Source organism: Roseomonas sp. HF4 (assembly GCF_005222755.1).
GTDB lineage: Bacteria > Pseudomonadota > Alphaproteobacteria > Acetobacterales > Acetobacteraceae > Neoroseomonas.
Genome location: NZ_STGD01000003.1, coordinates 238,810 through 265,221, shown reverse-complemented (window position 1 = coordinate 265,221; position 26,412 = coordinate 238,810). Strand labels below are relative to the sequence as shown.

General features: G+C 71.3%; 25 protein-coding genes. 9 read left to right on the top strand and 16 right to left on the bottom strand.

From position 1 onward, the window contains the following. Positions 1-5: 5 nt before the first annotated feature. From E8M80_RS06855 to rutA, 3 genes are read right to left on the bottom strand one after another with little or no spacing between them, the layout of a single operon-like run. Positions 6-326 carry an alkylphosphonate utilization protein gene (locus E8M80_RS06855; protein WP_137124920.1) on the bottom strand — a complete coding sequence of 107 codons (321 nt, stop codon included), beginning with the start codon at positions 324-326 and terminating at the stop codon, positions 6-8. Beyond that, entirely contained in the window at positions 323-1,744 is a 1,422-nt protein-coding gene (locus E8M80_RS06850) for an amidase (protein WP_137124919.1), read from the bottom strand. Before E8M80_RS06850 ends, E8M80_RS06855 begins: the two co-directional genes overlap by 4 nt. A 36-nt stretch (positions 1,745-1,780) precedes the next feature. Beyond that, entirely contained in the window at positions 1,781-2,863 is a 1,083-nt protein-coding gene (gene rutA / locus E8M80_RS06845; RefSeq protein ID WP_137124918.1) for a pyrimidine utilization protein A, read from the bottom strand. A 77-nt stretch (positions 2,864-2,940) separates the two neighbouring features. Between rutA and E8M80_RS06840 the strand changes: the two genes are divergently transcribed. Further along, complete coding sequence (locus E8M80_RS06840; RefSeq protein ID WP_137124917.1) at positions 2,941-3,843, top strand: polysaccharide deacetylase; 903 nt, start codon at positions 2,941-2,943, stop codon at positions 3,841-3,843. Between the two features lie 131 nt (positions 3,844-3,974). Here E8M80_RS06840 and E8M80_RS06835 read toward each other — a convergent pair whose 3' ends face one another. The 3 genes from E8M80_RS06835 to E8M80_RS06825 all read right to left on the bottom strand — a co-directional run bounded on the left by E8M80_RS06835 (position 3,975) and on the right by E8M80_RS06825 (position 7,116). Then, positions 3,975-4,958, bottom strand: a complete 984-nt coding sequence (locus E8M80_RS06835) for a tripartite tricarboxylate transporter substrate binding protein (RefSeq protein ID WP_170979238.1) — start codon at positions 4,956-4,958, stop codon at positions 3,975-3,977. Positions 4,959-5,088: 130 nt separating this feature from the next. Next, positions 5,089-5,448, bottom strand: a complete 360-nt coding sequence (locus E8M80_RS06830) for a PilZ domain-containing protein (RefSeq protein WP_170979237.1) — start codon at positions 5,446-5,448, stop codon at positions 5,089-5,091. A gap of 96 nt (positions 5,449-5,544) precedes the next feature. Then, positions 5,545-7,116, bottom strand: a complete 1,572-nt coding sequence (locus E8M80_RS06825; RefSeq protein WP_240789922.1) for a gamma-glutamyltransferase — start codon at positions 7,114-7,116, stop codon at positions 5,545-5,547. Between the two features lie 154 nt (positions 7,117-7,270). Here E8M80_RS06825 and E8M80_RS06820 point away from each other — a divergent pair, with 154 nt between their 5' ends. The 4 genes from E8M80_RS06820 to E8M80_RS06805 all read left to right on the top strand — a co-directional run bounded on the left by E8M80_RS06820 (position 7,271) and on the right by E8M80_RS06805 (position 11,839). Then, positions 7,271-9,415 (top strand): malate synthase G, encoded by a 2,145-nt coding sequence (locus E8M80_RS06820; protein WP_137124914.1) that lies wholly within the window; start codon positions 7,271-7,273, stop codon positions 9,413-9,415. Between the two features lie 66 nt (positions 9,416-9,481). Continuing rightward, entirely contained in the window at positions 9,482-10,741 is a 1,260-nt protein-coding gene (locus tag E8M80_RS06815) for an Hsp70 family protein (RefSeq protein ID WP_137124913.1), read from the top strand. A 61-nt stretch (positions 10,742-10,802) separates the two neighbouring features. Continuing rightward, positions 10,803-11,582: an enoyl-CoA hydratase/isomerase family protein gene (locus E8M80_RS06810; protein ID WP_137124912.1), complete on the top strand. Its 780-nt coding sequence runs from the start codon at positions 10,803-10,805 to the stop codon at positions 11,580-11,582. 11 nt (positions 11,583-11,593) lie between these two features. Continuing rightward, positions 11,594-11,839 (top strand): DUF3297 family protein, encoded by a 246-nt coding sequence (locus E8M80_RS06805; RefSeq protein WP_137124911.1) that lies wholly within the window; start codon positions 11,594-11,596, stop codon positions 11,837-11,839. A gap of 120 nt (positions 11,840-11,959) precedes the next feature. Here E8M80_RS06805 and E8M80_RS06800 read toward each other — a convergent pair whose 3' ends face one another. Both E8M80_RS06800 and E8M80_RS06795 read right to left on the bottom strand, forming a co-directional pair. Then, a complete protein-coding gene (locus E8M80_RS06800) occupies positions 11,960-12,217 on the bottom strand; it encodes a hypothetical protein (RefSeq protein WP_206035585.1) in 258 nt (85 codons plus the stop codon). Positions 12,218-12,459: 242 nt separating this feature from the next. After that, complete coding sequence (locus E8M80_RS06795) at positions 12,460-13,653, bottom strand: aminotransferase (protein ID WP_137124909.1); 1,194 nt, start codon at positions 13,651-13,653, stop codon at positions 12,460-12,462. Between the two features lie 347 nt (positions 13,654-14,000). Here E8M80_RS06795 and E8M80_RS06790 point away from each other — a divergent pair, with 347 nt between their 5' ends. Continuing rightward, complete coding sequence (locus tag E8M80_RS06790) at positions 14,001-14,339, top strand: P-II family nitrogen regulator (RefSeq protein ID WP_137124908.1); 339 nt, start codon at positions 14,001-14,003, stop codon at positions 14,337-14,339. 206 nt (positions 14,340-14,545) lie between these two features. Further along, a complete protein-coding gene (glnA, locus tag E8M80_RS06785) occupies positions 14,546-15,988 on the top strand; it encodes a type I glutamate--ammonia ligase (protein WP_137124907.1) in 1,443 nt (480 codons plus the stop codon). Positions 15,989-16,046: 58 nt separating this feature from the next. On the opposite strand, the gene E8M80_RS06780 is transcribed toward glnA, so the two are convergent. Next, positions 16,047-17,201, bottom strand: coding sequence for an aminotransferase class V-fold PLP-dependent enzyme (locus E8M80_RS06780; RefSeq protein ID WP_137124906.1), 1,155 nt, complete (start codon positions 17,199-17,201; stop codon positions 16,047-16,049). Between the two features lie 207 nt (positions 17,202-17,408). On the opposite strand from E8M80_RS06780, the gene E8M80_RS25815 reads away from it, so the two are divergent. Further along, positions 17,409-17,786 (top strand): helix-turn-helix domain-containing protein, encoded by a 378-nt coding sequence (locus E8M80_RS25815; protein ID WP_170979236.1) that lies wholly within the window; start codon positions 17,409-17,411, stop codon positions 17,784-17,786. A gap of 37 nt (positions 17,787-17,823) precedes the next feature. Here E8M80_RS25815 and E8M80_RS06770 read toward each other — a convergent pair whose 3' ends face one another. The 5 genes from E8M80_RS06770 to E8M80_RS06750 form a co-directional block, all read right to left on the bottom strand. Beyond that, entirely contained in the window at positions 17,824-19,107 is a 1,284-nt protein-coding gene (locus E8M80_RS06770) for an NCS2 family permease (RefSeq protein WP_137124904.1), read from the bottom strand. 221 nt (positions 19,108-19,328) lie between these two features. Then, on the bottom strand, positions 19,329-21,323 hold the full coding sequence (gene parE, locus E8M80_RS06765; RefSeq protein WP_137124903.1) for a DNA topoisomerase IV subunit B: 1,995 nt from the start codon (positions 21,321-21,323) through the stop codon (positions 19,329-19,331). Positions 21,324-21,549: 226 nt separating this feature from the next. Continuing rightward, positions 21,550-22,440: an SH3 domain-containing protein gene (locus E8M80_RS06760; protein ID WP_137124902.1), complete on the bottom strand. Its 891-nt coding sequence runs from the start codon at positions 22,438-22,440 to the stop codon at positions 21,550-21,552. Then, positions 22,437-22,940 (bottom strand): DNA starvation/stationary phase protection protein Dps, encoded by a 504-nt coding sequence (gene dps / locus E8M80_RS06755; protein ID WP_137124901.1) that lies wholly within the window; start codon positions 22,938-22,940, stop codon positions 22,437-22,439. The genes E8M80_RS06760 and dps overlap by 4 nt, the downstream gene beginning before the upstream one ends. 73 nt (positions 22,941-23,013) lie before the next feature. Beyond that, positions 23,014-24,600, bottom strand: coding sequence for an MFS transporter (locus tag E8M80_RS06750; RefSeq protein ID WP_137124900.1), 1,587 nt, complete (start codon positions 24,598-24,600; stop codon positions 23,014-23,016). A gap of 85 nt (positions 24,601-24,685) precedes the next feature. On the opposite strand from E8M80_RS06750, the gene E8M80_RS06745 reads away from it, so the two are divergent. Beyond that, positions 24,686-25,024, top strand: coding sequence for a DUF962 domain-containing protein (locus tag E8M80_RS06745; protein WP_137124899.1), 339 nt, complete (start codon positions 24,686-24,688; stop codon positions 25,022-25,024). A 6-nt stretch (positions 25,025-25,030) separates the two neighbouring features. Here the strand turns inward: E8M80_RS06745 and E8M80_RS06740 are convergent, their stop codons facing one another. Further along, the gene (locus tag E8M80_RS06740) at positions 25,031-25,426 is read right to left on the bottom strand and encodes a nuclear transport factor 2 family protein (protein WP_206035584.1); all 396 of its coding nucleotides are present in this window, start codon (positions 25,424-25,426) and stop codon (positions 25,031-25,033) included. Between the two features lie 52 nt (positions 25,427-25,478). Then, positions 25,479-26,396, bottom strand: coding sequence for a DUF817 domain-containing protein (locus E8M80_RS06735; RefSeq protein WP_137124897.1), 918 nt, complete (start codon positions 26,394-26,396; stop codon positions 25,479-25,481). Between the last annotated feature and the right edge of the window lie 16 nt (positions 26,397-26,412).

Below are 26,412 nucleotides of genomic sequence, written 5' to 3'. Positions count from 1 at the left end.
CCGATTCAACGCCTGCGCACGAATTCGGCGCGCCGCACCAGGCCCTTGATGGCGTTGTGGCGGCAATCGATCAACTCCGGATCCTCCGTCAGGCGGATGGCGCGGATGACGGTGCCCTGCTTCAGCGTCGTGCCGGCGCCCTTGACCTTCAGGTCCTTGATGAGGGTGACCTGGCCGCCATTGGCCAGTTCATACCCCGCGGCGTCGCGCACGACGACGCGCGCAGCCGCGGCCGCCGCCGCCGCGACCTCCGAGGCCGGGCGCCACTCGCCGCTCGCCTCGTCATAGACGTCGTCGTCGTCGCCTGGTGTCGCGTCCCCGGTCATGCGAGCGGCGCCTTGAGCGCGGTCTCCTCGGGGTTGGCGAGCGGCAGCGTCGCCGCGCGTTCCAACGCGCGGGCCCCACGGAAGGCGAGGTCGTCGCGATAGAGCGCGGCCACCACCTGCACCGCGCGCGGCATGCCGTCCGCGTCCAGCGCCACCGGCACGCTGATGGCGGGCTGGCGGGTCAGGTTGAAGGCGAAGGTCCAGGGCGCCCAGTCGCGCCAGAGCGCCAGGTCCGGCTGCACCGTCGGCTGGTCGGCCGCGATGGCGGCGGTCGGCGTGCAGGCGGTCAGCACCAGGTCGTAGCGCTGGTGGAAGCGCGCCATGGCATGCGCGGCCTCGAGGCGCATCGCCTCGGCGGCCAGGTAGTCCACCGCCGACATGCCGCCGTTCTTCCGCGCGACGTCCAGGATGCCGGCATCGAGCAGGTCGCGCCTGTCGTCCGGCACCGTGGCGACGACGCGCGCCAGCGCCACGCCCCAGACGCGTCCGAAGATGGCGCGGGTGTCGGGCAGGCCGGGGTCGGCTTCCTCGACGATCGCGCCCTGCTCCTCGAGCATCGCCGCGGCACCCGCCAGGACCGCCTCCCCATCCGCGTCGAGCGGCGGCTCGAAGCCCATCCGGCGCACGACCGCGACACGCAGGCCCGCGACGCCCTCCTCGATCCCCTGCCGCCAGTCGCGCGGTTCGTCCGGCAGGCAATAGGGGTCGCGCAGGTCGTGCCGCGCCATGGCGCCGAACATCAGCGCGGCGTCGCGCACCGTGCGCGTCATCGGCCCCGCCACCGCGACATGCCCGAAGGCGCCGAGCGGCCATTGCGGGATGCGCCCGAAGGACGGCTTCACGCCCACGAGCCCGCACCAGGCCGCGGGGATGCGGATCGAGCCGCCGGCATCGGTGCCGATATGCAACGGGCCGAAGCAGGCGGCCCCCGCCGCGCCGGCGCCGGAGGACGACCCGCCCGGCGTGCGGTTCGGGTTCCACGGATTGCGCGTGATGCCGTTGAGCGGGCAGTCGCCCGGCGTCTTCCAGCCGAACTCGGTCGTGGTCGTCTTGCCGAGGATGACGGCGCCGCTTTCCTTCAGCCCGGTGACCGCCGGCGCGTCCTCGGTGGCGGGCGTCGCGTCGGTGGCGCGGCTGCCGCGCCGCGTCGGGAAGCCCGCAAGGTTCAGCAGGTCCTTGACCGTGGCGGGCACGCCGTCGAGCGGGCCGATCGGGCGGCCGGCCGCCCAACGCGCCTCGCTCTCCCCGGCCGCCTGCAGCGCGCGCGGGTTCATCACGGCGAAGGCATTGACCCAGGGGTTGTAGCGGGCGACGCGCTCGAGGACGGCCTTCAGCGCCTCGACCGGCGAGAGGCGCCGGCGGGCATAGAGGCCGAGAAGCGTCTCGGCGGACATGAGCGCGGGGTCGGTGTCTGACATGGCCGCACCATGTCCCCCCGCCCCGCGCCCATCAAGTCATGCCGCGGCGGGCATGCGGTCCTTGCGGCATTGCATCAGCGGCTGGATGCGCTGGCCGAAGGCGTCCATGCCGGCGATGAAGTCGTCGAAGGTCAGCATGATGCCCTTCACGCCGGGCATGCTCGCCGCCTCGTCCAGCATGCGCGCCACCTTCGCGTAGGACCCGACCAGCGTGCCCATGTTGAAGTTCACGGGGTTGGCCGCGCGCGTCATGGCGGCGGCGGTGGAATCGGCGCCTGCGGTCTTGTCCTCCGCCGCCTTGCCGAACAGGTGCGCGAGCGCCTCCTGGTCGGCGCCCGCGACATAGGAATCCCACTTGGCGAAGGCGGCCTCGTCCGTCTCGTCGGCGATGACCATGTAGAGCATGTAGGCGCCGACATCGCGGCCGGTCTTCTGGCCGGCGGCGAGCACGCGGGCGGGCACGCCCGCCGCCTTCGTGGGCTCGTTCAGCCCTTCGCCGAGGCAGAAATTGTACTCGCACCACTCGGCGGCGAATTCCATGCCGCGGTCGGACTGGCCGGCCGAGACCACGGGGATGCGGCGGGGCGGGCGCGGGCTCAGGACGCAGTTGTCCATCCGGAAGTAGTCGCCCTTGATGTCGGAGCGCCCCTCCTCCCACAGCTCGCGCAGGATGCGCACGTATTCCGTGCTGTAGTCGTAGCGCTTGCCGAAATGCTCATCACCCGGCCAGAGGCCCATCTGGCTGTATTCGATCTTGTGCCAGCCCGAGACGATGTTGACGCCGAAGCGTCCGCCCGAGACGTCGTCGATGGTCGCCGCCATCCGCGCGACCATGGCCGGCGGCAGTGTTAGCACCGCGGTCGAGGCATAGAGCCTGATGCGGCTGGTGACGGAGGCGAGCGCGGCCATCAGCGTGAAGGATTCGAGGCCGTGGTCCCAGAACTCGGTCTTTCCGCCGAAGCCGTGCAGCTTGATCATCGAGAGGGCGAATTCCATCCCGTAGCCCTCCGCCTTCTGCACCACCGCCTTGTTCAGCTCGAAGGACGGCATGTATTGCGGCGCGGCCGCCGAGATGAGCCAGCCGTTGTTGTTGATCGGGATGAAGACGCCGATGTCCATGGTGGGGTCCCCCGCTGCCTGTTGACCGCGCGGGCACCGCAACTACCGTGCCATCCGCGGATGCACGGAGATCACCGATGAGCGAGACGCCCAAGAAGCCCTGGGACTGGTCCGAGCCGGAATGGCGCAGCATCGTGGGGCGCGCCCGCGCGGGCCGCTCCCTGGCGCCGAAGGCCTGGCCGGGGGGTGCGCGCTGCGCCGTCTCGCTGTCCTTCGACGCGGACCACGAGACGATCCCGCTGCGCGATTCCGACGAGAGCCCGATGCGCATCAGCCAGGGCCAGTACGGCGCCAGGCAGGGGGTGCCGCGCATCCGCGCACTGCTCGACCGGCATGGGGTACGCGCCTCCTTCTTCTATCCGGCGGTCTCGGCGCTGCTGCATCCGGCGGAGGTGCGCGCGGTTGCCGAGGAAGGCCATGAGATCGGCATCCATTCCTGGATCCACGAGGCGAACACGCAGCTGCCGCCGGGTGTCGAGCGCGAGCTGACGATGCGCGCGGCCGATACGCTCGAGAAGGTGTCGGGCCGCCGGCCGGTCGGCATCCGGACGGCGTCGTGGGATTTTTCCGTCGATACGATGAACATCGTGCGGGAGATGGGCCTGCTCTATGATTCCTCGCTGATGGGGGACGACGATCCCTATGAGCTGGAAGTCCAGGGCGAGGCTACGGGCATCGTGGAGCTTCCGCCCGAATGGATCCGCGACGACGCGGTCTACTTCAACATGGTGCGCTTCTCGGCGCTCAGGCCCTACACGCCGCCCTCGTCGGTGGAGGAGATCTTCCGCGCCGAGTTCGACGGCGCCTATGCCGAAGGCGGTCTGTTCCTGCTGACCATGCATCCGCACGTGATCGGCCACCGCAGCCGCATCGTGCTGCTCGACCGCCTGGTCGAGTACATGAAGGGCAGGCCCGGCGTGTGGTTCGGCACGCATGAGGAGGTGGCGCGCTGGTGCCGCGCGCAGGCGGGGATGAAGTGACGCCAGGGGGAGGCAGACCTTCTCGCTCACCCCTCCATCTTGTCGGGTGCTTCGGGACCCACCGCGGAGGTCGGCGCCAGGTTCCAGGACAGGGAGGGGGATCGGGGGAGGGTCCCCTCCCCCCACCTTCGTCACGTCACGACGATGTTGAACTGCCGCGCCACGGCGGTCCATTCGCCGATCTGCTGCTCCATCATCTTCACGAAGTCGCCCGCGAACAGCGTCGGGTTGCGCGGCAGCGTCTGCAGTTCCTCGAAGCGCGTCACGAGTTCCGGCCGCGTCAGCAGGGACGGGATCAGCGTGGTAAGCCGGTCCACGATCGGCTGCGGCAGGCCCTTCGGCGCCGACAGGCCAAGCCACTGCGCCGAGGTCAGCTTGGCATAGCCGAGCTCCGCGAAGGTCGGGATGTTCGGCAGCGCCGGCAGGCGCTGCGGCGACGAGACCGCGAGCGCGCGGAGCGTGCCATCCTGCAGCATGCGCACATTGGTCGTGATCGGGTCGATCATGGACTCGATGGTGTTCGCCATCAGGTCCTGCATCGCCGGCGCGCTGCCGCGATAGGGCACGTGGTCGAGGTTGGGCGCATTCGCCTCCGCCGACAGCATGGCGCCCAGCAGGTGCGGCGCCGAGCCGATGCCCGAGGAGCCGAAGCGCACCGGCCGCGTGCGCGCCGCCGCGATATATTGTTCGAGCGTCCGGAAGGGGCTGTCCGCCTTGACCAGCAGGACGTTCGACGCCTCGACCAGCAGGCCGACATGCGTGAAGTCCGTGACCGGGTGGAACGGCAGGCGCGGCATGGTCGCGGTCGAGAAGACATGCACCGACGCATGGCTCATCAGCAGCGTGTAGCCATCGGCCGGTTGCTTCGCGACGAAATCGGTGCCGATCACGCCGCCGGCGCCGGCACGGTTCTCGACCACCACGGTCTGGCCCAGTGCCTGGGACATGACAGGGGCGATCAGGCGGCTGATCGTGTCGACCAGCCCGCCCGGCGGGAACTGGGCGACGAGGCGGATCGAACCGCGCGTCGGCCAGGCGCCTGACTGGGCGGAGGCAACGGCCGGCGCGCCGAGCAGGCCGGTCGCGGCAAGGCCCAGGAGTGAACGACGGTGCATCATGTTGCTCCCTGCGGCGGCGGTGCGGCCGGGGGCTGATCATGAAGCAGGCAGGATTGCCGCCTTCATCCCCGGCGCGATGCCGCGGCACGGGGCAAGGCAAACGGCGTGCCGCGGCCGGCGCGCCGCGTCAGGGCAGGATATCGCGCACCGCCTCCTGCCAGGCGGCGCGCTCGGCCGGCCCTGCGATCTCGATATGGATGCCGAGCAGGCTCACGCCCCGGACCAGCGCCACGATGGGCCGGCCGGGCAGTCGCGAGAGCCGCAGCTGCAGCACGTCGTCCGGCAGCAGCCCCGGCACGCCGCGCAGCATCGCGCCCTCGGCCGAGATGTCGCGGATGGTGGCGCTATGGACATGGGCGCCGGTATGGACCGAGCAGTGGATCTCGACCGCGGCGCGCGGCATGCGTCGCCGGTCGACGTGCAGCCCCCCGGCCGCGGCCGGCGGGTCGTCCGCCGGCGGATCGGATCCTGCTTCCTCCACGGACATCGAACCTCCACCCGGCCCCGATGGCGCTGATGGCATGCAGGCTATCGAAAAAGCCCCCGGGGGGGAATGCGCCCGCCGAGTCGCGGGCGCACGGGGTCACTGCGCGAGAGCGGCGCTCCAGGGGCTCATGGCGTCGGTCGTCCCGTGTCGCGTGCCGTCGGGGGCGATGCGGATCAGGTTGGGGCAGGCGAAGTTCACCGGCAGCACGGCGTGCTCCACCTCGGTCACCTCCGCGTCCTTCGCCAGTGCGGCCAGCGTCTCGGCGCCGAGGCGGATGTCGGCCGTGACCCCGTCGGGCCCCGAGACGTCGAGCCGCGGATGATGCGCCGCCCGGTCGGGGTCCATGCCGAAATCCGCGACGTAGGACAGCATCTGGAACACTGCCGCCATGATCCGCCGCCCGCCCGAAGCGCCGGCGGCGATCGAGGGCGCGCCCCCTTCGGCCGCGATCACGGGGCACATGTTGGTGAGCGGCCGCTTGCCCGGCGCGATGGCGTTCCGCGCCTCCGGCCGCGGGTCGAACCACATGATGCCGTTGTTCATCAGCACCCCCGAGCGCGGCAGCACGACGCGGCTGCCCATGGAGGACAGCAGCGTCGTCGTCATCGCCACCATCATCCCGTCCTTGTCGCAGACGGTCAGGTGGGTGGTGCAGGATTCCGCGGCCTTCGGCTCGGCATCACCGAGGCCGGCCAGCCGCTCGGCATAGGCCGCGCGCATTACGCGCGCGAGCTGCGCATACCAGGCGGCCGAGGGCGCCCTGCCCGAGAAGTCGGCGCTGCGCATGCCCTCGAGCACGCGCAGCAGCGTCGGCGCCGCGGTCAGGCCGTTCGCCAGGAACAGCCGCTTGCCACGCCATTCGGCCTCCAGCGCCGGCTTGACCAGCGCCTTGCAGCCGACGAGGTCGGCCGCGCTGATCGGCGAGCCCATCTCCCGGAAGTCGGCGAGCAGTTCGCCGGCCACCTCGCCCTCGTAGAAATCCCGCAGGCCGGCATGGGCCAGGCGTTCGAGCGTCTCGGCCAGCTTCCCCTGGCGGAAGAAGCCCGGGCTGCCCTGGTAGGGGGCGACGGGCGGCAGGCCGCCGGGGAGGTAGATGCGCGCAGATTCCGCGTAGCGCCGGAGCACGGCGGCGCTGTTCGCGATCTTGAGCGTGGTGAACCAGTCCTGCGCCAGGCCGCGCCTGGCCAGCGCCACGGCCGGCGCCATCACGACCGACAGCGGCAGCCTGCCGTGCCGCGCGTGCAGCGCCGCGTAGCCCGCGACCGAGGACGGGATCGCGAAGGACAGCGGCCCGTGGATATTGCGGTCCTCGAACACCTCGGGCCAGGTGAAGAGGTCGTCCTTCATCACCCCCGTCATCGGGAAGGCCGAGGGGTCGAGCGCGTGCGGGGAGACCGGGCCGAAATCGAGCGTCTCGGCCGGCAGGCCGGGTCCCGCCACCTGCGCGAAGCCGATGCCGCCGAGCCCGGAGTTCCAGGGCTCGACGACGGCCAGCGCGAAGGCCGTCGCGACCGCCGCATCGGCCGCCGTGCCGCCTTCATCCAGGATGGCCAGGCCCGCTTCCGCCGCGTCCCGCGCCTGGGATGCGACCATGCCGCGCTTCCCCGTGGCGCCGGGCTTGGTCACCTGCCAGTGCTGTGTGACATGCGGGGGCGGCATCCAGGCCATGGGGCGTTCCTTCCTCAGGTTCGGGGGCAGCGTCGCGCCGGGGGCTGCGGCGGGCAAGCCCCGCAGCCCCGCGTTTGCCCCAGGGCGGCTTTGCGCCTAGGAAGCGGCCCTCATTCGCGCCCGGGGAGGGCGCGCGCGTTCAGGAGAAGTTGCCATGCCCGCAACGAAGGGCCTCGTCGTCGCCCCCGTGCTCAAGGCCTTCATGGAAGCCGAGGCGCTGCCCGGCACAGGGGTCGAGCCCGCGCGCTTCTGGGACGCAATGGAGCGCATCCTGCGCGAGATGGCGCCGCAGAACGCGGCGCTCCTGAAGAAGCGCGACGACCTGCAGGCGAAGATCGACGCCTGGCATCGCGCCAACCCCGCGAAGCCCATCGACCTCGCCGCCTACACCGCCTTCCTGCGGGAGGTCGGCTACCTGCTGCCCGAGCCCGGCGAGGTGATGGTCGCGACGACGGACGTGGATGCCGAGATCGCTTCCATGGCCGGGCCGCAGCTCGTCGTGCCGGTCTCGAACGCGCGCTATGCGCTGAACGCGGCCAATGCGCGCTGGGGCAGCCTTTATGACGCGCTCTACGGCACGGATGCGATCCCGCAGGACGGGCCGCGGGCCCGCGGCTACGACCCGAAGCGGGGCGCAGCCGTGATCGCCCGCGCGCGCGCGGTGCTCGACCGCGCCGCGCCGCTCGCCCGCGGCAGCCATGCCGACGCCGCCGGCTACGGGCTCGAGGCCGGCGCGCTCGAAGTCACGATGAAGGACGGCGCCAAGGTGGGGCTGGCACGGCCCGGCCAGTGCGTGGGCTTCCTGGGCGAGCCGCACGCGCCGACGGCGCTGCTGTTTGTGAACAACGGGCTGCATGTCGAGGTGAAGTTCGACCGCGACCATCCGATCGGCAGGACGGATGCGGCCGGCATCTCCGACGTCGTGCTGGAAGCGGCGCTGACCACGATCCAGGATTGCGAGGATTCCGTCGCGGCCGTGGATGCCGAGGACAAGGTCGGCGTCTATCGCAACTGGCTCGGGCTGATGAAGGGCGACCTGGCCGCGGAGTTCGAGAAGGACGGCAGGACGATGACGCGCCGGCTCAACGCCGACCGCATCTTCCAGAAGCCGTCCGGCGGCGCCATGACGCTGCACGGGCGCTCCGTCATGCTGGTGCGCAACGTCGGCCACCACATGATGACCGACGCCGTGACGCTGGACGGCGCCGAGGTGCCCGAGACGGTGCTGGACGCGCTCTGCACCGCGGCGATCGCGCTGCACGACATCCGCGGCAAGCGGATGAATTCCCGCGCGGGCAGCGTCTACATCGTGAAGCCGAAGATGCACGGGCCGGACGAAGTGGCCTGGGCGGATGCGCTGTTCGCCCGCGTCGAGGATGCGCTCGGCATGAAGCGCGCCACGCTCAAGATGGGCATCATGGACGAGGAGCGGCGCACCACGGTCAACCTCAAGGCCTGCATCGCGGCGGCGCGCGACCGGGTGGTCTTCATCAACACCGGCTTCCTCGACCGCACGGGGGACGAGATCCACACCTCGATGGAGGCCGGCGCCGTCGTGCGCAAGAACGACATGAAGGCGCTGCCCTGGATCCGCGCCTACGAGGACTGGAACGTCGATGTCGGCCTGACCTGCGGCCTGCGCGGACGCGCGCAGATCGGCAAGGGAATGTGGGCGATGCCCGACCTGATGGCCGCGATGCTCGAGCAGAAGGTCGGCCACCCGAAGGCGGGCGCCAACACCGCCTGGGTGCCCTCCCCCACCGCCGCCGTGCTGCACGCGCTGCACTACCACGAGGTGGACGTCGCCGCGCGGCAGGAGGAGATCGCGAAGGGCGGGCGGCGCGCGAAGCTGGACGACATCCTGACCGTGCCGCTCGCGCGCGACACCAACTGGTCGCCGGCCGACGTGCAGGCGGAGCTCGACAACAACGCGCAGGGCATCCTGGGCTACGTGGTGCGCTGGGTGGACCAGGGCGTGGGCTGCTCCAAGGTGCCCGACATCAACGACGTGGGCCTGATGGAAGACCGCGCGACGCTTCGCATCAGCAGCCAGCACATCGCCAACTGGCTGCGCCACGGCGTGGCGAGCGAGGCGCAGGTCATGGAGACCATGAAGCGCATGGCGGCCGTGGTGGACCGGCAGAATGCCGGCGACCCGGCCTATGTGCCGATGGCGCCGGGCTTCGACGGGCCCGCCTTCAAGGCGGCCTGCGACCTGGTGTTCGAGGGCGCGGCGCAGCCGAACGGCTATACCGAGTTCGTGCTGACGCGCCGGCGGCGCGAAGCCAAGGCGGCGTAGCGCCGGGGCTTGCCAGGACGCGGCGGGCGGGGTTCAAGGCGCGCCCCGCCCGGAGACCCGCTGCGCATGCGCCCCGCCATCGGCATCGATTTCGGCACGACGAACAGCGTCGTCGCGATGCGGCGCGCCGATGGCTCGCTCCGGACGCTGCGCCACGCGACGGACGATGTGTTCCGCTCCGTCCTGTGCTTCTGGCGCGACGGCCCGGGGCCGGCCCGCCACGCCGCCGGCCCGGCCGCGATCGAGGCCCACCTCGCCGATCCGATCGACAGCCGCCTCATCATGTCGATGAAATCCTACCTCGCGCAGCAGAGCTTCACGGAGACGCGGGTCTTCGGCCGCACCCACACCCTCGAGGCGCTGGTCGGGCTGTTCCTCGGCGCCTTGCTGGAGCCGTTCCGCGACGACCTCGACGGCGCCGGGGTCACGGTGGGCCGGCCGGTGCGATTCGTCGGCCAGGGGCAGGACGAGGGCCTGGGCGAGCGTCGGCTGCGCGCCGGCTTCGCCGCGGCAGGGCTCGGCGCGGTGCGCGTGGCACTGGAGCCCGCGGCGGCGGGGCATCGCTTCGCCCGCGGCCTCGATGCCGCGGCGGTCGTGCTGGTCGCGGATTTCGGCGGCGGCACGAGCGACTTCTCGGTGCTGCGCTTCGACCGCGGGTCGCCCCGGCGCGTCGTGGCGCTGGGCCATGCGGGCGTCGGCATCGCGGGCGACGCCTTCGATGCCCGCATCATCGACCGTGTCGTCGCGCCCTGCCTCGGCAAGGGCACGGGCTACAGCGTCATGGGCGGCGAGATGCTGCCCGTGCCGCCCGCCTGGTTCACGAGCTTCGCGCGCTGGAACCGGCTGTCGATGATGCGCGCGCCCCGCATGCTGCGCGACATCGCCGAGGTCGCGCGCACCGCCGAGCATCCCGAGCGCCTGCACTGGCTGATCCGCCTGGTGGAGGAGGAGGCGGGCTACGCGCTCTATCGCGCGGTTTCGGGCGTGAAGGCCGCGCTGTCGGTGGCGGACTGCGCGGTGCTCGACTTCCGGCACGGCGGCTTCGCGCTGGCCGAGGAGATCGACCGCGCCGCCTTCGAGGGCTGGATCGCGCCTGACCTCGCGCGCATCGCGGGCGCGGTCGACGCGGCGCTGGCCGACGCCGCCATCGCGCCCGCCGCGGTGGACCGCGTGTTCCTCACGGGCGGCACCTCCTTCGTGCCCGCCGTGCGGCGGATCTTCGAGGACCGCTTCGGCGCGGCGCGCATCGATGCCGGCGGCGAGTTCGTCTCGGTCGCCGAGGGGCTCGCGCTGATGGACGCCGAGGCCGATGCCCGCGCGGCCTGACGCGGACGCCATGGCCATCCGCCCCGCCATCGGGGAGAATGGCCGCGACGAGAGGACCGCCATGACCGAAGACCCCCGCCTGGACCCGCCGAGCCTCGAGATCTCGGGCCACCGGGCCACCATCCGCCTGCACCGCGCGCGGCACCGCAACCGCGTCGAGCCCGGCGACATCGTGCGCCTGCTCGAGCATTTCGACGTGGTGGACGCGAACCGCGAGTTGCGCGTGCTGGTGCTCGCCGCCTCCGGCCCTGCCTTCAGCGCGGGCTTCCACCTGGGCGGCTTCGCCGAGGACAGGGAGGCGGCCGCGAAGGCGCCCGGCTTCGACGTGCTGGTGGACCGCTTCGAGGCGCTGCGCGTGCCGACCATCTGCCGCCTGCAGGGCGGCGTCTATGGCGGCGCGACCGACCTGGCGCTGACCGCCGATTTCCGCGTGGGCGTCGCGGGGATGGAGATGTTCATGCCGGCCGGGCGGCTCGGCGTGCACTACTATCCGGGCGGGCTCAGGCGCTACGTCTCGCGGCTCGGCATGAACACGGCGAAGCGGCTGTTCCTGACGGCCGAGAAGCTGGGCGCCGAGGAGTTGCTGCGCATCGGCTACCTGACGCACCTGGTGCCGCCCGAGGGGCTCGACGCCGCGGTGGATGCGCTGGCGGCCACGCTGGCGTCGATGGCGCCGCTCGCGGTGCAGGGCATGAAGCAGGCGCTGAACGAGATCGGCCACGGCGCGCTGGATGTCGCGGCCTGCGAGGAGCGCGCGCGGCTCTGCAAGGAAAGCGCCGACATCCAGGAGGGCCTCGCGGCCTTCCGCGCGAAGCGCGCCCCCGTCTTCCGCGGCGCCTGAGGAGCCGAGCGATGAGCGAGACCCTGCCCGACCGCCTCTCCACCGACCCGTCGAGCCCTTATTTCAACGAGGAACTGCTCGCGCGCGGCGTCGGCATCCGCTTCCGCGGTCAGGAAAAGACGAATGTCGAGGAATACTGCGTCAGCGAAGGCTGGGTGCGCGTGTCCATGGGCAAGTCGCTCGACCGCCATGGCCGGCCGCTGACGCTGAAGCTGACCGGGACCGTCGAGCCTTACCTGCGCGACGCCGGAGCCTAGGCACCATCCGACCAGGCGGGAAAATCTGGTCGGATGTCCTGCTTCGAAAAACGCCGATTCCGGAGCAGCTTATGTCGGGCCGACGCAATCGCGCGGCGGCCCTGCCCGACGGGCGCCGCGTCAGGAGCGCTGCGCGCGATAGATGCTGATGCCGCCGAGGAACGCCGTCATGGCGCCGCAGGCCACAAGATAGATGCTGACCACCTGCGATTCGGCGGCCGGCAATCCGCCCGGCAGCGGCACGAGCGACCCGGCCTGGCCGTAGGCGATCCAGGTTCCGGCCGCCGCGGCGGCGAAGCCCATCAGGATGCCGACCAGGCCAAGGAGGGTCGCGAGGCGGCCGTCCTCGAACGGTTGGTCTGCGATCGAGCGCTGCATGCGCTGACGATCCATGAGTCCCGTATCCGACATGGTGACTGCCCCTTTTTGCAATCGACGATGGGGACTAGACCACGATTGCTCGCGTGCCTGCAATTACTATTATTATCTTAATTTTGCGATGCCCGTAGGCGCCACCACATGTTGTGGCAATAGGTTACTCCCGACCGCGAGGGGTAGATTCACGATGAATTAACGCGAGTTTATTTTTGAGACGTCGCGCTAAGGTCGCATCGACGCCTTCATCCTGCCGCGGCCCGCTTCGCCGCCCCGCGTCCGGCGAGCCATGCCTCGATCCGCGCCAGGGCCTCGTCCAGCAGGTGGTCGCCCTTGCAGAACGCGAAGCGGACATAATGATCCGGGGAGCCCTCGCTGGCGTAGAAGGCGGTGACCGGAATGGCGGTGACCTTCGCCTCCTCCGTCAGCGTGCGGCAGAAGGCGACGTCGTCCCCGTTCCAGCCGAGTGGCCGGACATCCGTCGTGATGAAGTAGCTGCCCTTCGTCTCCAGCACCCCGAAGCCGAGGCGCGCGAGCCCTGCCGCCAGCCTGTCCCGCTTCTGCTCCAGATGGGCCGAGAGGCCGGCGAAATAGGCGTCGTCCTTCGCGAGTCCGACGGCCACTGCGCGCTGCAGGTTCGGCGGCGTGGTGAAGGTCAGGTTCTGGTGCGCCTTGGCGACATTGGGCGCGAGGCCGCGGTCGGTCGTGATGTAGCCGACCTTCCAGCCGGTCAGGCTGAAGGTCTTGCCGGCGCTGCCGATGCGCATGCAGCGCTGCCGCATCCCGGGCAGCGTCATCAGCGGGATGTGCTTCGCGCCGTCGAAGGTCAGGTGCTCGTAGACCTCGTCGCAGATGGCGTAGCAGTCGTGGCGCTGCACGAGGCCCGCGATGAAGGCGAGCTCGTCCGCCGTGAAGACCTTGCCGGCCGGGTTCATCGGCGTGTTGAACAGGATCGCCTTCGTCTTCGGGCCGAAGGCGGCGGCGAGTTCCTCCCGCGGCAGGTCCCAATGCGGCGGCGAGAGCCGCACGAGCCGCGGGACCGCCCCCAGCAGCTTCACCACCGGCAGGTAGGTGTCGTACAGCGGCTCGATCAGCACGCATTCATCGCCCGGGTTCAGCACGGCCATGAGGCAGGCGGTCAGCGCCTCGGTGGCGCCGGAGGTGACGACGACCTCGGCATTCGGGTCGACCTCGAGCCCGTAGAAGCGGGCATTGTGGGCGGCGACGGCCTGGCGCAGTTCCGGCACGCCGGTCATGGGCGGGTACTGGTTGCGGCCGTCGAGCAGCGCATCCGCCGCGGCGCGGACCACGTCCTCGGGCCCGTCGTAGTCGGGGAAGCCCTGGCCGAGGTTGATCGCCTGGTGCTGGTTCGCCAGCGCCGACATGACGGTGAAGATCGTGGTGCCGGTGGCGGAGAGAAGGGCGTTCTGCGGCTGCATGGCCGGGCGCGATGTCCTTGGTGGGTGACGTGGCGGGGTTATGGGGCCGGTCGCGGAGCGCGGCAACCGGGCGGGCTCCCGCCACGCGGCATGCGCCATGCCGTCTTTTTCGGCAAAAATTGCGCTTTTATTGTGCAATTCGCCCAGGAAATCGGCGATCGACCGTTCCTCCCGGCGATTTTCCGCAGCCCCGTCCGATTGCTGCCCCGGCACGGTGCGTGCAATACCGCCTGCGCACCCGGGCAAGCCCAGCACGGGGGCAGGTCACGCGGGCATCAACGGACCGGGCAGCACAACCGGGAGGAAGGCCGGACGCCGCAAGGCGCAAGGCCGCTGGACAGGAGCCGATGAAGAAGATCGAGGCCATCATCAAGCCCTTCAAGCTCGACGAGGTGAAGGACGCGCTGCACGAGATCGGCCTGCAGGGCCTGACCGTGGTCGAGGCCAAGGGGTTCGGGCGCCAGAAGGGGCACACGGAGCTCTACCGCGGCGCCGAATACGTCGTGGACTTCCTGCCCAAGGTGAAGATCGAGGTGGTCTGCGGCGACGACATGCTGGACCGCGCGGTCGAAGCCATCCAGGCCGCGGCGCGCACCGGGCGCATCGGCGACGGCAAGATCTTCGTCTCCGACATCGCCGAGGTGATCCGCATCCGCACGGGCGAACGCGGCGAGGACGCCGTCTAGGCCCAAGGATTTCGTCGCCCCTTCCTCGGCGGGGGGCGGCGCCTGGTCCGGACGCGGCGCATCGCGCCTGCCGGGCCGGAACAGCCGGGCCGGTCGGCGCGATGCGCCGGCGGGCCGGGCAAGCCGGGCAGCGCCGCGGGGCACCGAAGCCGCGGCGCCGGAACAGATTTCGGGGTTTTCGCAGTCAGGGAACAGGACCGCACATCATGGCCAAGAAGCCCGCCGCCGCAGCAGGTGGCAGCTCCGCCGTCTCCAAGGTCATGGAGATGATCAAGGAGCACAGCGTCGAATACGTGGACTTCCGCTTCACCGACCCGCGCGGCAAGTGGCAGCACACGGCGCAGCACGTCTCGACGATGGAGCCCGAGATCTTCGAGGAAGGGATCATGTTCGACGGCTCGTCGATCGCCGGCTGGAAGGCGATCAACGAGAGCGACATGATCCTGATGCCGGACGCGTCGACCGCGGTGATGGACCCGTTCTCGGCCAAGCCGCAGATGATCCTGTTCTGCGACATCTACGAGCCGTCGACCGGCCAGCGCTACAACCGCGACCCGCGCGGCACGGCCAAGAAGGCCGAGGAATACCTGAAGTCCACCGGCATCGGCGACATCGCCTATTTCGGCCCGGAAGCCGAGTTCTTCGTGTTCGACAACGTGAAGTTCGGCACGGGCGGCACCTACGGCATCTACCAGCTCGACAGCATCGAGGGCCCGCAGGCCAGCCTGAAGGACTACCCCGAGGGCAACATGGGCCACCGCCCGGGCGTGAAGGGCGGCTACTTCCCCGTCCCCCCCGTGGACAGCGAGCAGGATCTCCGCGCGGAGATGCTCTCGACCATGATCGAGATGGGCCTGCCCGGCGAGAAGCACCACCACGAGGTGGCGCAGTCGCAGCATGAGCTCGGCACCAAGTTCGGCCCGCTCGTGCAGCAGGCGGACTTCATGCAGATCTACAAGTACTGCGTGCACAACGTGGCCCACAGCTACGGCAAGACCGCGACCTTCATGCCGAAGCCGGTCTATGGCGACAACGGCTCGGGCATGCACGTCCACCAGTCGATCTGGAAGTCGGGCAAGCCGGTCTTCGCCGGCAACGGCTACGCCGACCTGAGCGAGAGCGCGCTCTACTACATCGGCGGCATCATCAAGCACGCCAAGGCGCTGAACGCCTTCACCAACCCGCTGACCAATTCCTACAAGCGGCTGATCCCGGGCTTCGAGGCCCCCGTGCTGCTGGCCTATTCGGCCCGCAACCGGTCGGCGTCCTGCCGCATCCCGTATGCGACGTCCCCGAAGGCCAAGCGCGTCGAGGTCCGCTTCCCGGATCCGGGTGCGAACCCCTACCTCGCCTTCGCGGCGATGCTGATGGCCGGCCTCGATGGCATCAAGAACAAGATCCATCCGGGCGATGCCATGGACAAGGACCTCTACGACCTGCCGCCGGAGGAGCTGAAGGGCATCCCCACGGTGTGCGGCTCGCTGCGCGAGGCGCTGCAGGCGCTCGCCGCCGACCACGAGTTCCTGCTGGCCGGCGACGTGTTCTCGAAGGACCAGATCGAGAGCTACATCGAGCTGAAGTGGGGCGAGGTGTACCGCTTCGAGCACACCCCGCACCCGGTCGAGTTCGAGATGTACTACTCCGTCTGATCCCGCCCGGGACCGGACGCAACGGGGGCCCCGCGCATCGCGCGGGGCCCTTCGCGTTTCAGGCGGCGCGCCGTGCCGCGCGCGCGAAGGCCGCGACGAAGCGGTCCACGTCCTCCTCGTCGTTGTAGACATGCGGGCTGATGCGCAGCCGGCCGAGACGCGGCGCCGCATGCGCCCCCTCCGCCGCCAGCGCGTCCACCAGCCCCGCCGGCATGCCGCCAGGGAAGGACACGCAGAGGATGTGCGGCACGCGCAGGCTCCGCCGGGGCAGCGCGGCGCCGGCCGCGGCCAGCCCGTCCTCCAGCCGCGCGGTCAGCATGGCGCAGCGCTCGGCGATCGCGCCCTGGCCCCAGCCGGCCATCATCTCCATCCCCGTCGCCGCCATGTCGAGGCCGATGAAATGGTCGCGTTCGCCCATGTCGAAGCGCCGCGCGTTCTGCACGTAGGCGAGGTCGGCGAAATACGGCACGCGTTCGGAGGATACCGAACGGCGGCCGAACGGCGTCTGTTCCAGCGGCACGCCGTCCTGCCGCCGCTTCGCGATGTAGGCGAAGGCGCGGCCATAGGGGCCGAGCACCCATTTGTAGGTCGGGAAGATCAGGACGTCGGGATCGATGCGCGCGACATCGAGGTCCATCATCCCCGCCCCGTGCGTCGCATCCACCAGCAGCGCCGCGCCGATCGCGCGCAGGGCGGGGGCGATGCGGTCGAGGTCGATCACCGCGCCATCCGCCCAATGGACGTTGGAGATCGACGCGAGCGAGACGGGCGCGCCGGGGCGCGCGATGGCCGCTTCGACCGCCGCGGTCCAGTCGCCGTCCGCGGGGCGCTTCACCGCCTCCACCACGAAGCCCTGGGCCGGGGCGCGCGCCATCCATTCCAGCACGGGGGAGGAGTGGTCGTCCTCGAGCACCAGCACGCGCGTCCCGGCCGGCGGGGCGAGGATCTTGCCCGCGGTCGCGACGCCGTAGGAGACCGAGGGGATCAGCGCGACATCCTCCGGCGCCGCGCCGATCAGGGCGGCGGCGGCGGCGCGGCAGCGTTCCTGCTGCTGCGCGCCGAGGCCGGGGTCGACCTCCCAGGGCCGGCCCTTCCGCAGGGCGCCGCGCCGCCCCGCCTCCTGCACCGCCAGCGGCAGCGGCGACCAGGCGGCGGCGTTGATGTAGGCGACCTCCCGCGGGATGTCGAAGAGATGGCGCTGGGAGGGGAGCATCGGGCGCGTCCTTGGCCTTGGGAGACATCAGCCTATGGCAAGCCGGCGCGGCGCGGAATTGCCCGCGGGGGCCAAGATGTCGTGGGTCGCGCCATGCCCACCCCCAAGGGCGCGGGATTTTCACCACGCGTTAGCCGAATCGGTCGCACTCGTGGCGGACCGGGGGCGCGGCGTTCCCGGGCACGACCAGGCGAAAAGGACGACAGGATGTCACAGCACATGCACCGGGCGACCGCGATGGCGGACCCCGCCGCGGCCGAGGCCGCCGGGCTGGAATTCGACGGCCAGGCCGGCGCCGCGCTGCACCACCGCCGACGCCGTCTTGGCCTCACCGCCACCGAGGTGGCGCGGCGCGTCGGCATCTCCCAGCGGCGGATGGCGCGGGTGGAATTGGGGCTGGAGCCGCTGACGCTGCGCCTCGCGGTCGGCCTCGGCGCGGTGCTGGGGATGCCGGCGGGGTGGTTCCTCGGGCTCGAGGCATCCTCGGTGCCCGCGGCGATCGGCGTCGACCTGCAGGATGCGCATGCGGGCTGGGCGCGCAGCCTCGGCGACAGGCTCGCGACCGCCGCCGAGGCCGCGCACTGAGCAGGGGCGCGCGGGCGATCCCGCCGCCCGCGCCCCGCTACATGGCGAACTTCACCGCCGAGAGCGCGGCGATCAGCCAGACCGCGCCATGCACCTCGGCGGTCCGGCCCGCCAGCGTCTTCACGCCGGCATAGGCGATGAAGCCGAGCCCGATGCCGGTCGCGATCGAGAAGGTGAAGGGCATGGCGAGCGCGGTGACGATGGCCGGCATGTAGTCGGTCGCGTCCTCCCAGTTCAGTTCCTGCAGCGCGCGGGCCATCAGGCAGGCCACGAAGACCAGTGCGGGCGCGGTCGCGAAGCCGGGGATCGAGGTCGCGAGGGGCGCCAGGAACAGCGCCAGCAGGAACAGCACGCCGACCGTCACCGCGGTCAGCCCGGTGCGCCCGCCGGCCTGGATGCCTGCCGCGCTCTCGATGTAGCTGACGGTGGTGGAGGTGCCGAGCACCGCGCCGGTCATGGCGCCCGTGCTGTCGGCCACCAGCGCGCGGCCGAGGTTGGGCACCGTGCCGTCCTTGTTCATGAGACCCGCGCGGTGGACCGTGCCGATCAGCGTGCCCGTGTTGTCGAGCAGGTCCACCAGGAAGAAGGTGAAGACGATGCCTAGGATGCCGAGCCCGAGCGCGCCCGCGATGTCGAGTTGCAGGAAGGTGGGCGCCAGCGACGGCGGCAGGCTCGCGATGCCCTGGAAGGTGGTCAGGCCGAAGGGAATGCCGGCCGCGGCCGTGGCCAGGATGCCGATCACGATCCCGCCCGGCACGCCGCGCGCCGACAGCCCCGCGATCAGCAGGAAGCCCGCGCAGGCGAGCAGCGTCGAGACCTGCCCAAGGTTGCCGAGCCCGACCAGCGTCGCCGGATGCGCCACCACCAGTCCCATGTTCTTGAGCCCGATCAGCCCGAGGAAGAAGCCGATCCCGCCCGCGATGCCGAACTTCAGCGACACCGGGATGCCGTTGACCAGCCATTCGCGGACCTTCAGCACCGACACCGCGAAGAACAGCAGCCCCGAGACGAACACCGCGCCGAGCGCCACCTGCCAGGGCACGCCCATGCCCTGCACGACCGCGAAGGCGAAATAGGCGTTGAGCCCCATGCCCGGGGCGAGGGCGATCGGGAAATTGGCGATCAGCCCCATCAGCATCGAGCCGATCGCGGCCGCGAGGCAGGTGGCGACGAAGGCCGCCCCCTGGTCGATCCCGGCGGCCGCCATGATCGAGGGATTGACCACGACGATGTAGGCCATGGTCAGGAAGGTCGAGAGGCCGGCGAGGATCTCGGTGCGCGGGTCGGTGCCGCGCTCCCTCAGGTGAAACAGGCGCTCCATGAAGGGGGTGTCTCCGGAGTGGTTCGCAGCGAGGCTAGGACCTCGCGCCGAGTCGCGCCGCGCACCGTGCCGGACCGTTGTCCGTATTGCTTCGGGACGCTTTCCGCCGCAGCGGGACCCGATACCAGCTCGCTCTCCGCGACCCGGCTACCCAATCCTGGACACTCTCGATGGCTGGCCGGGTCGGGCAGCGGGCCGGTGCCGGTCATGCGAACAACGCCCTAAGCGTCGAGCGCCTCGGCCGCCACGCTCGCCGCGTTCTCCTGGATGAACTGGAAGCGCAGTTCAGGCCTTCGGCCCATCAGCGCCTCGATGCGCTCCGAGGTCCGCGCGCGGTCCTCGGGCGGCAGCACGACGCGCAGCAGCGTGCGCTTGCGCGGGTCCATCGTGGTTTCCTTGAGCGCCGCGGGCGGCATCTCGCCCAGGCCCTTGAAGCGGCTGACCTCGACCTTCTGGTTCGCCTTGAAGCGCGCCTTCATCACCCGCTCGCGGTCGGCATCGTCCATCGCGTAGACCGACACGCCGCCGGCCTGCAGGCGATAGAGCGGCGGCTGCGCCAGGAACACGCGACCCTGGCGCACCAGCTCAGGCAGTTCCTTGTAGAAAAACGTCATCAGCAGCGCGGCGATATGCGCGCCGTCGACATCCGCGTCGGTCATGATGACGACGCGCCCGTAGCGCAGGCGGGCGATGTCGAAGCGGTCGCCGACGCCGCAGCCCAGCGCCTCGACCAGGTCCTTCAGTTCCTGGTTCTGGCGCAGCTTGTCGGCGCTGGCCGAGGCGACGTTCAGGATCTTGCCGCGCAGCGGCAGCACGGCCTGCGTCTCCCGGTCGCGCGCCTGCTTGGCGCTGCCGCCGGCGGAATCGCCCTCCACCAGGAACAGCTCGGTGCCGTCGGCGCTGGCGCGCGAGCAGTCCGACAGCTTGCCCGGCAGGCGGAGCTTGCGGGTGGCGGATTTGCGCGGCGTTTCCTTCTCGGCCCGGCGGCGGAGCCGTTCCTCGGCGCGCTCGATGGCGAAGGCCAGCAGGTTGTCGGCGCGCGCCGGGTCTCCGGCGAGCCAATGGTCGAAGTGGTCGCGCAGCGCGTTCTCGACCAGGCGCGCCGCCTCCGGGCTGGTCAGCCGGTCCTTGGTCTGGCCCTGGAACTGCGGCTCGCGGACGAAGACCGACAGCATGCCGGCCAGGCCGCCGAGCAGGTCCTCGGCGGTGACGCTCGCCGCGCGCTTCTCCTTCCGGTGCTCGCCATAGGCGCGCAGCGCCTTGACCAGCGCCGCGCGGAAGCCCGCTTCATGCGTGCCGCCCTGCGGCGTCGGGATGGTGTTGGCGTAGGTGTTGAGGAAGCCCTCGGCACGCTCGAGCCAGGTCGCGGCCCATTCGACGCGCCCGGCGCCGTCGGGGAAGCCGGCCTCGCCGGCCCAGGGGGCGGGCACAACCGTCGCCTGGCCTTCGATCGCGGAAGCGAGGAAGTCCTGCAGCCCGCCCGGGAAATGCAGCGTGGCCTGGGCCGGCGTGTCGTCCTTCAACAGTGACGGGTCGCAGGACCAGCGGATCTCGACGCCGCGGAACAGGTAGGCCTTGGAGCGGCACAGCCGATACAGCCGCGCCGCCTTGAAGTCCTGCGCGCCGAAGATCTCGGGGTCGGGGCGGAAGCGGATCAGCGTGCCGCGGCGGTTCTGCACCGGGCCCGCGTTCTTCAGCTTCGTGACCGGCTTGCCGCGTTCGTAGGCCTGGGTGAACAGCGTGCGGTCGCGCGCGACCTCGACCTCGAGCCGCTCGGCCAGGGCGTTCACCACGGAACTGCCCACGCCGTGCAGCCCGCCCGAGGTGTCGTAGGCCTTGCCGCCGAACTTGCCGCCGGAATGGAGCGTGGTGAGGATGACCTCGAGCGCGCTCAGCTTCGGGAACTTCGGGTGCGGGTCGACCGGGATGCCGCGCCCGTTGTCGCGAACCGCGAACCAGTTGCCGGCCTCGAGCGTCACCTCGATGCGGTCGGCATGGCCGGCCACCGCCTCGTCCATGGCGTTGTCGAGCACCTCGGCCGCCAGGTGGTGCAGCGCGTTCTCGTCGGTGCCGCCGATGTACATGCCAGGGCGCCGGCGCACGGGCTCGAGCCCCTCCAGCACCTCGATGTCCTTGGCGGAATAGGCTTCGCCCTGCGCAGCGACGCCCCCGGGGGCGCCCTTGCGCGCGCCGCCACGGCCGAACAGGTCGTTCATGTCTTGTTCCCCTATGGCCGGCGAGGATACCGGCGGTGGCGCGCGGAAACAACGCGCGCCGCGAGTCGGCCCCGCATGCCTGCGGTCGAATGCGTCGACCGCAGGCATGCGTCGTTTTCTGCCCTCGGACGCCGGGCGAAACCCTCCGGGCTCCTTGGCTTTCGCCGGATTCCCGGCGGGCAGCGGTCGCGGCCTCGGCACGAGCCGAAGCCTCGTGCCGTTCCAGTCAGGTCGCCAGTTCGAAGCCCGACACCGCAGCTTCCCGCGCCAGGGCAAGGCTTTCGGCGAAATTGTCGCGCTTGGCGATGTTGCTGGCCGCCAATACCCGCACCCGGCCGCCGGGTCCCGCGGCGGCGACCGCCGGAGCCGCGCGCTCGGCCACCTGGAAGGCGCCGGAGGGGGCGTAGCCGCGCAGCCCTCCCTGCCCTTCCACCAGCGCGAAGCCCGATTGCGCTGGGCGCACGCTGACGGCCTGCCCGGCAGGAACGCGGCCGATCTCGGGCGCGCCGGCCTCGGGGCGGAGGCGGAGCGGCACGGTGGCGGCGGCGACGACGCGGCGGGTATTGCCCGCGCCGCTGCGCGCGGCGGCGGCGGCGCGACGCACGCCCGGGGCGGCAGCCTCGACCGCTGCGGCGCGTTGCGAATCGCGCTGCTCCAGGCTCTCCAGCACCGCCTGCGCGCGTGCCAGGTCGCGCTGCAGCCGTGCGCGCAGCGCCGCCATGCGGCTCTCGGCGGCAGGGCGCGGCGTGCGGCCGGCGGCGAGTTCGGCGCGGATGGTCCGCGCCTCGATCCAGCGGCAATAGAGCAGGGCGTCGAAGGCGATCTGCACCGAATCGAGGTCGGCGTTCTCCTGCGCGAGCGTCGCCTCGAGCCCGGTGCCGGGCGCGGGCACGCCGCGGCCGAAATTCGTAGCCGTCAGCGGCTGGCGCGAACCCCAGGTCGCAGCGCCGGCGGTCGGCGCCAGGAAGGCCTGGCCCGCGCCGTTGAAGCCGCCGACCTGCTGGCCGCAGGCATCCGCGCCGGCGACGAGGGCGCCGCCTCCCGGCCCGGCGCACCCGGCGGCAACCAGCGCCAGCCCCGCGGCCGTCAGCGCGAGCCGTCGCGCAGCGCAGCTCACGCGCCCTCCAGATGCGCTTCGAGCATCCAGAGCGCCTTGTCGAGCGTGCGCGAATAGCCGGTCAGAAGGTCCGCGGTATCGGCGTCGCCGGCCTCGTCCGTGGCGTCGATGCCGGCGCGCACCGCCTTGGCCAGCATCGCATATCGGTCGGCCAGCGCCGTCACGTGGTCCATGCCGGCGCGCAGGCCGGCGGGATAGGCGGGCAGGCGGCTGCGCTCGCCCACCGCCTGCGTCGTGCCCTCGGGCGTGCCGCCCAGTTGCACCACGCGCTCCGCGATGTCGTCCGTCACGGCGGCGAGGTCGTCGTAGAAGGTGCCGAACAATTCGTGCAGCGCGGCGAACTGCGCGCCGCGCACGGTCCAGTGCGCCATGCGCGCGGCATTCGTCAGGTCGATAGAATCGGCGAGCACGGCGTTGAGCACCGAGACGGAGGTCTCCCGGGCATTGGCGCCCAGGTCGTTGCGCGTCCCGTGCAGCTTGCCGGGCTTGGACTTGGCCATGGCGTGCTCCTTCTTCCGTTCGCGCCAGGATATGGGGATTTGCGCCCGCTGCATAAGCCCCGGCCCTGCCATGTCAGGGCAGCACGGCCAGGTAGCGCGATGCCTCGGGCGGCGCCTCGCCGCCATGGAAGGCGGCGGCGCGGGCGAGCGCGGTGCGGTCGGCGGGGTCGAGCCGTTCCGCCTCGCGCAGGTGTTCCTCCCAGGATTCGACGGCCCAGAGCTCGATCCAGCGTTCGGGATGGGCGACATCCTCGAGCAGCCGCCAGGCCACGGCGCCGCAACGCAGCCGCACGCGACGCGCCTCGCGCATCGCGGCGAGGAAGGCGGCACGGTCCTTCGGCTCGACGGTGTAGCGCACGACTTCCAGCACGCGGCCGCTGCGGCCCGAAAGCGCTTCACGGAGCTCATCGGCCGGCGCCTCGGGCCGGGGCATGGCGACCGACGGGGCCTCGGACGCCGGCACCGTGTCGATCGACCAACGGCGCACGCCCACGGCGGCCGCGGCGGCGATGGCCGCGGCCAGCAGCAGCGCCGGCCCGACGCCGAGCTTCGCCCCCGCCCAGCCCCAGAGCACCGAGCCCGCCGTCATCGCCCCGAAGAAGCACAGCTGGTAGATGCCGATGGCGCGTGCACGCACCCAGGCGGGCGTCGCGAACTGCGCGGCGGCCTGCAGCGTCGCGGCCGCCGCGAGCCACCCGCTGCCGAACAGCAGCATCGCGACGCCCGCCGGCAGCCAGTGGCCCGACAGGCCGAGGATCGCGAGCGCCGCGCTCGAGACCAGGGAGAAGACGAAGACCATGCCGCCGCGCGTCGGCAGCCGCACCCGCAGCGCCGGGAGCGCGAAGCCGGTCGCGACCGCGCCCACCCCCATCATGCCGAGCATGATGCCGTAGGCCTCCGGCCCGAGGCCGAGGCCCTGGCGCACCACGAGCGGCAGCATCCCCCAGACGGCGGCCGTGAAGAAGAAGAACACGCAGGCGCGCAGGATGGTCGCGCGCATCGCCGGGCTCGCGGTGACGAAGCGCACGCCCGCGCGGATGGCTCCCAGGAAGTGTTCCTTCGGCAGGGCGCTGCGCGGCGCCTCCCGCTTCCAGGCCACGAGCGCGAGCAGCAGGACCAGGAAGCACAGCGCGTTCAGCGCGAAGGCCGCCTCCACCCCCTGCAGGCCGATGACGAGTCCGCCGATCGCGGGCCCCACGGTGCGCGAGAGGTTGAAGCCGATGCCGTTCAGCGCGATCGCCTGCACCAGGTCCTCGCGCGGGACGAGTTCGGGTGTCGTCGCCGCCCAGGCCGGGAAGTTCAGCGCATTGCCGATGCCGATGCAGAAGGTGAGCGCCAGCAGCCCCCAGGGCCCGACGCCGCCCGCCCAGGCGAGCAGCGCGAGCAGCGCGGCCACCGACAGCACCCAGGCCTGCGCCGAGATCAAATAGCGCCGCCGGTCGAAGATGTCGGCCGCCGCGCCGGCCGGCAGCGCCAGCAGGAAGACCGGCAGCATCGAGGCCGCCTGCACCAGGCTCACCATGATCGGGGACGGGTCGAGCGAGGTCATCATCCACCCCGCCCCGGTGTTCTGCACCCAGAGCCCGATGTTGGCGGCGAGGTTCGCCCACCAGAGCATCCGATAGGCGGGGTGGCGGAGCGGCGCGAAGGCTGCGGGCATCCCTGCAAACTGGCAGAGGCGGCACGGTTGCGGAAAGACATCTTCGCGCTGGCGAGACATGCGCGGCCGCGGATAGGCTTGCCCCATGGCCGTGCGCATCGCCACCTACGCGGAGTTCTGGCCGTACTACCTGCGCCAGCATGCGCAGCCCGCGACGCGGACGCTGCACCTGGCCGGCACGGCGCTCGGCATCCTGCTGATGCTTGCGGGCCTGCTGTCCGGGTCCCGGTGGCTACTGCCGCTGGCAGCCGTCGCAGGCTATGGCCTCGCCTGGGTTTCGCACCTGCTGGTGGAGCGCCACAGGCCCGCCACCTTCACCTACCCGGCCTGGTCCTTCGTCTCGGACCTCAGGATGACGGCGCTGATGGCAAGCGGTCGGCTCGGGCCGGAGTTGCGGAAGGCCGGCGTCGGCCCAGGGGCCTGACCCGACCTAGGCGCCCGCCACCTGCCGGGCATAGTCGTCGGCGTCGTACCAGCCACGCGACTGCTTTACCTTGCGGTCGCCATCGAGGTCCCATTCCTCCCATCCGACGACGCGGAGCGGCATCCCCGTCCCCGCATGCAGGCCGGTGAAGGTCCAGAGATAGCAGACGTGGTCGCCGGCGCAGCGGACCTCGTCGCAGAACACGCGCATCTCGCGCACGTCGGCGAAGAAGGCCGCGGCCATGTCGGCAACACGCGCGCGGCCCTCCCAGGGCTCGCCACCATTGATCACGATCCGCCCGTCCGCCGCATAGAAATCGGCGACGGCCACGGGGGATCCGGTGTTCCAGGCAGCGGTGTAGGCCTCGGCAAGCGCAAGCGCCGTGCTGTGGTCGATCGTCACCTGGCGTTCCTCCCGGTGCGGGCGCGACGACACCTCGGCACCGCCCTCCAGGCTAGTCACCGGCCACGCTACGCGGCAAAGGATTTCCGGATGTGGACGGGTTCGCCCGCCGGCTTGCCCGCGTCTCGTGGAGCGCGAAGACCAGCGCATAGGACAGCAGCATCAGCAGGAACCACGAGCCGAACTTGCTGAACGGTACCGGGGACCAGCCGCCGCGCTGGTGCGGATAGAGCCAGGCGCCGGCGAAGGTGCCGAGGTTCTCGGCCAGCCAGATGAACAGCGCGACCAGCGCGAAGCCCAGCAGCAGCGGCATCCAGCGGTGCCGCCGCCAGGGCCGGAAATGGACGCGGCAGCGCGCGAACATCACGCCGGTCACGGCAAACAACAGCCAGCGCGCATCCCAGGCGTAGTGGTGCGTAAAGAAGTTCAAGTAGATCGCCGCCGCCAGCAGCAGCACCGCCCAGGCCGGCGGGTGGTGCGTGAAGCGGAAGTCGAACAGCCGCCAGACGCGCGCCAGATAGGACCCGACCGCCGCGTACATGAAGCCCGTGAAGAGCGGCACGCCGCCGATGCGGACGAAGGAGGGCTCCGGATAGGTCCAGGAGCCCATGGCGGTCTTGAACACCTCCATCGCCGTGCCGACGGCGTGGAAGACCAGGATGACCTTCGCTTCCTCCAGCGTCTCCATCCGCGTCGCCAGCATCGCGCCCTGGATCGCGAGGCAGGCGAGCAGCAGGAAGTCGTACCGCGGCAGCCAGGCATCGCGCGGATAGAGCAGGTGCGTGGCCACCAGCAGCGCGAGCAGGACGCCCCCGAACAGGCAGGCCCAGCCCTGCTTCACGCCGAAGCGGAGGAATTCGTAGCAGCCCGACGCGAACGGTCCGGCCCGCGCGGCGCGTGCGCCGAGGCGCCGCTCGGCCGCGATGAAGCGCGCGATCGGCGGCCAGGCGCGGGCCGCGCTGTCGGCCATGGACGGACCGCCGGCG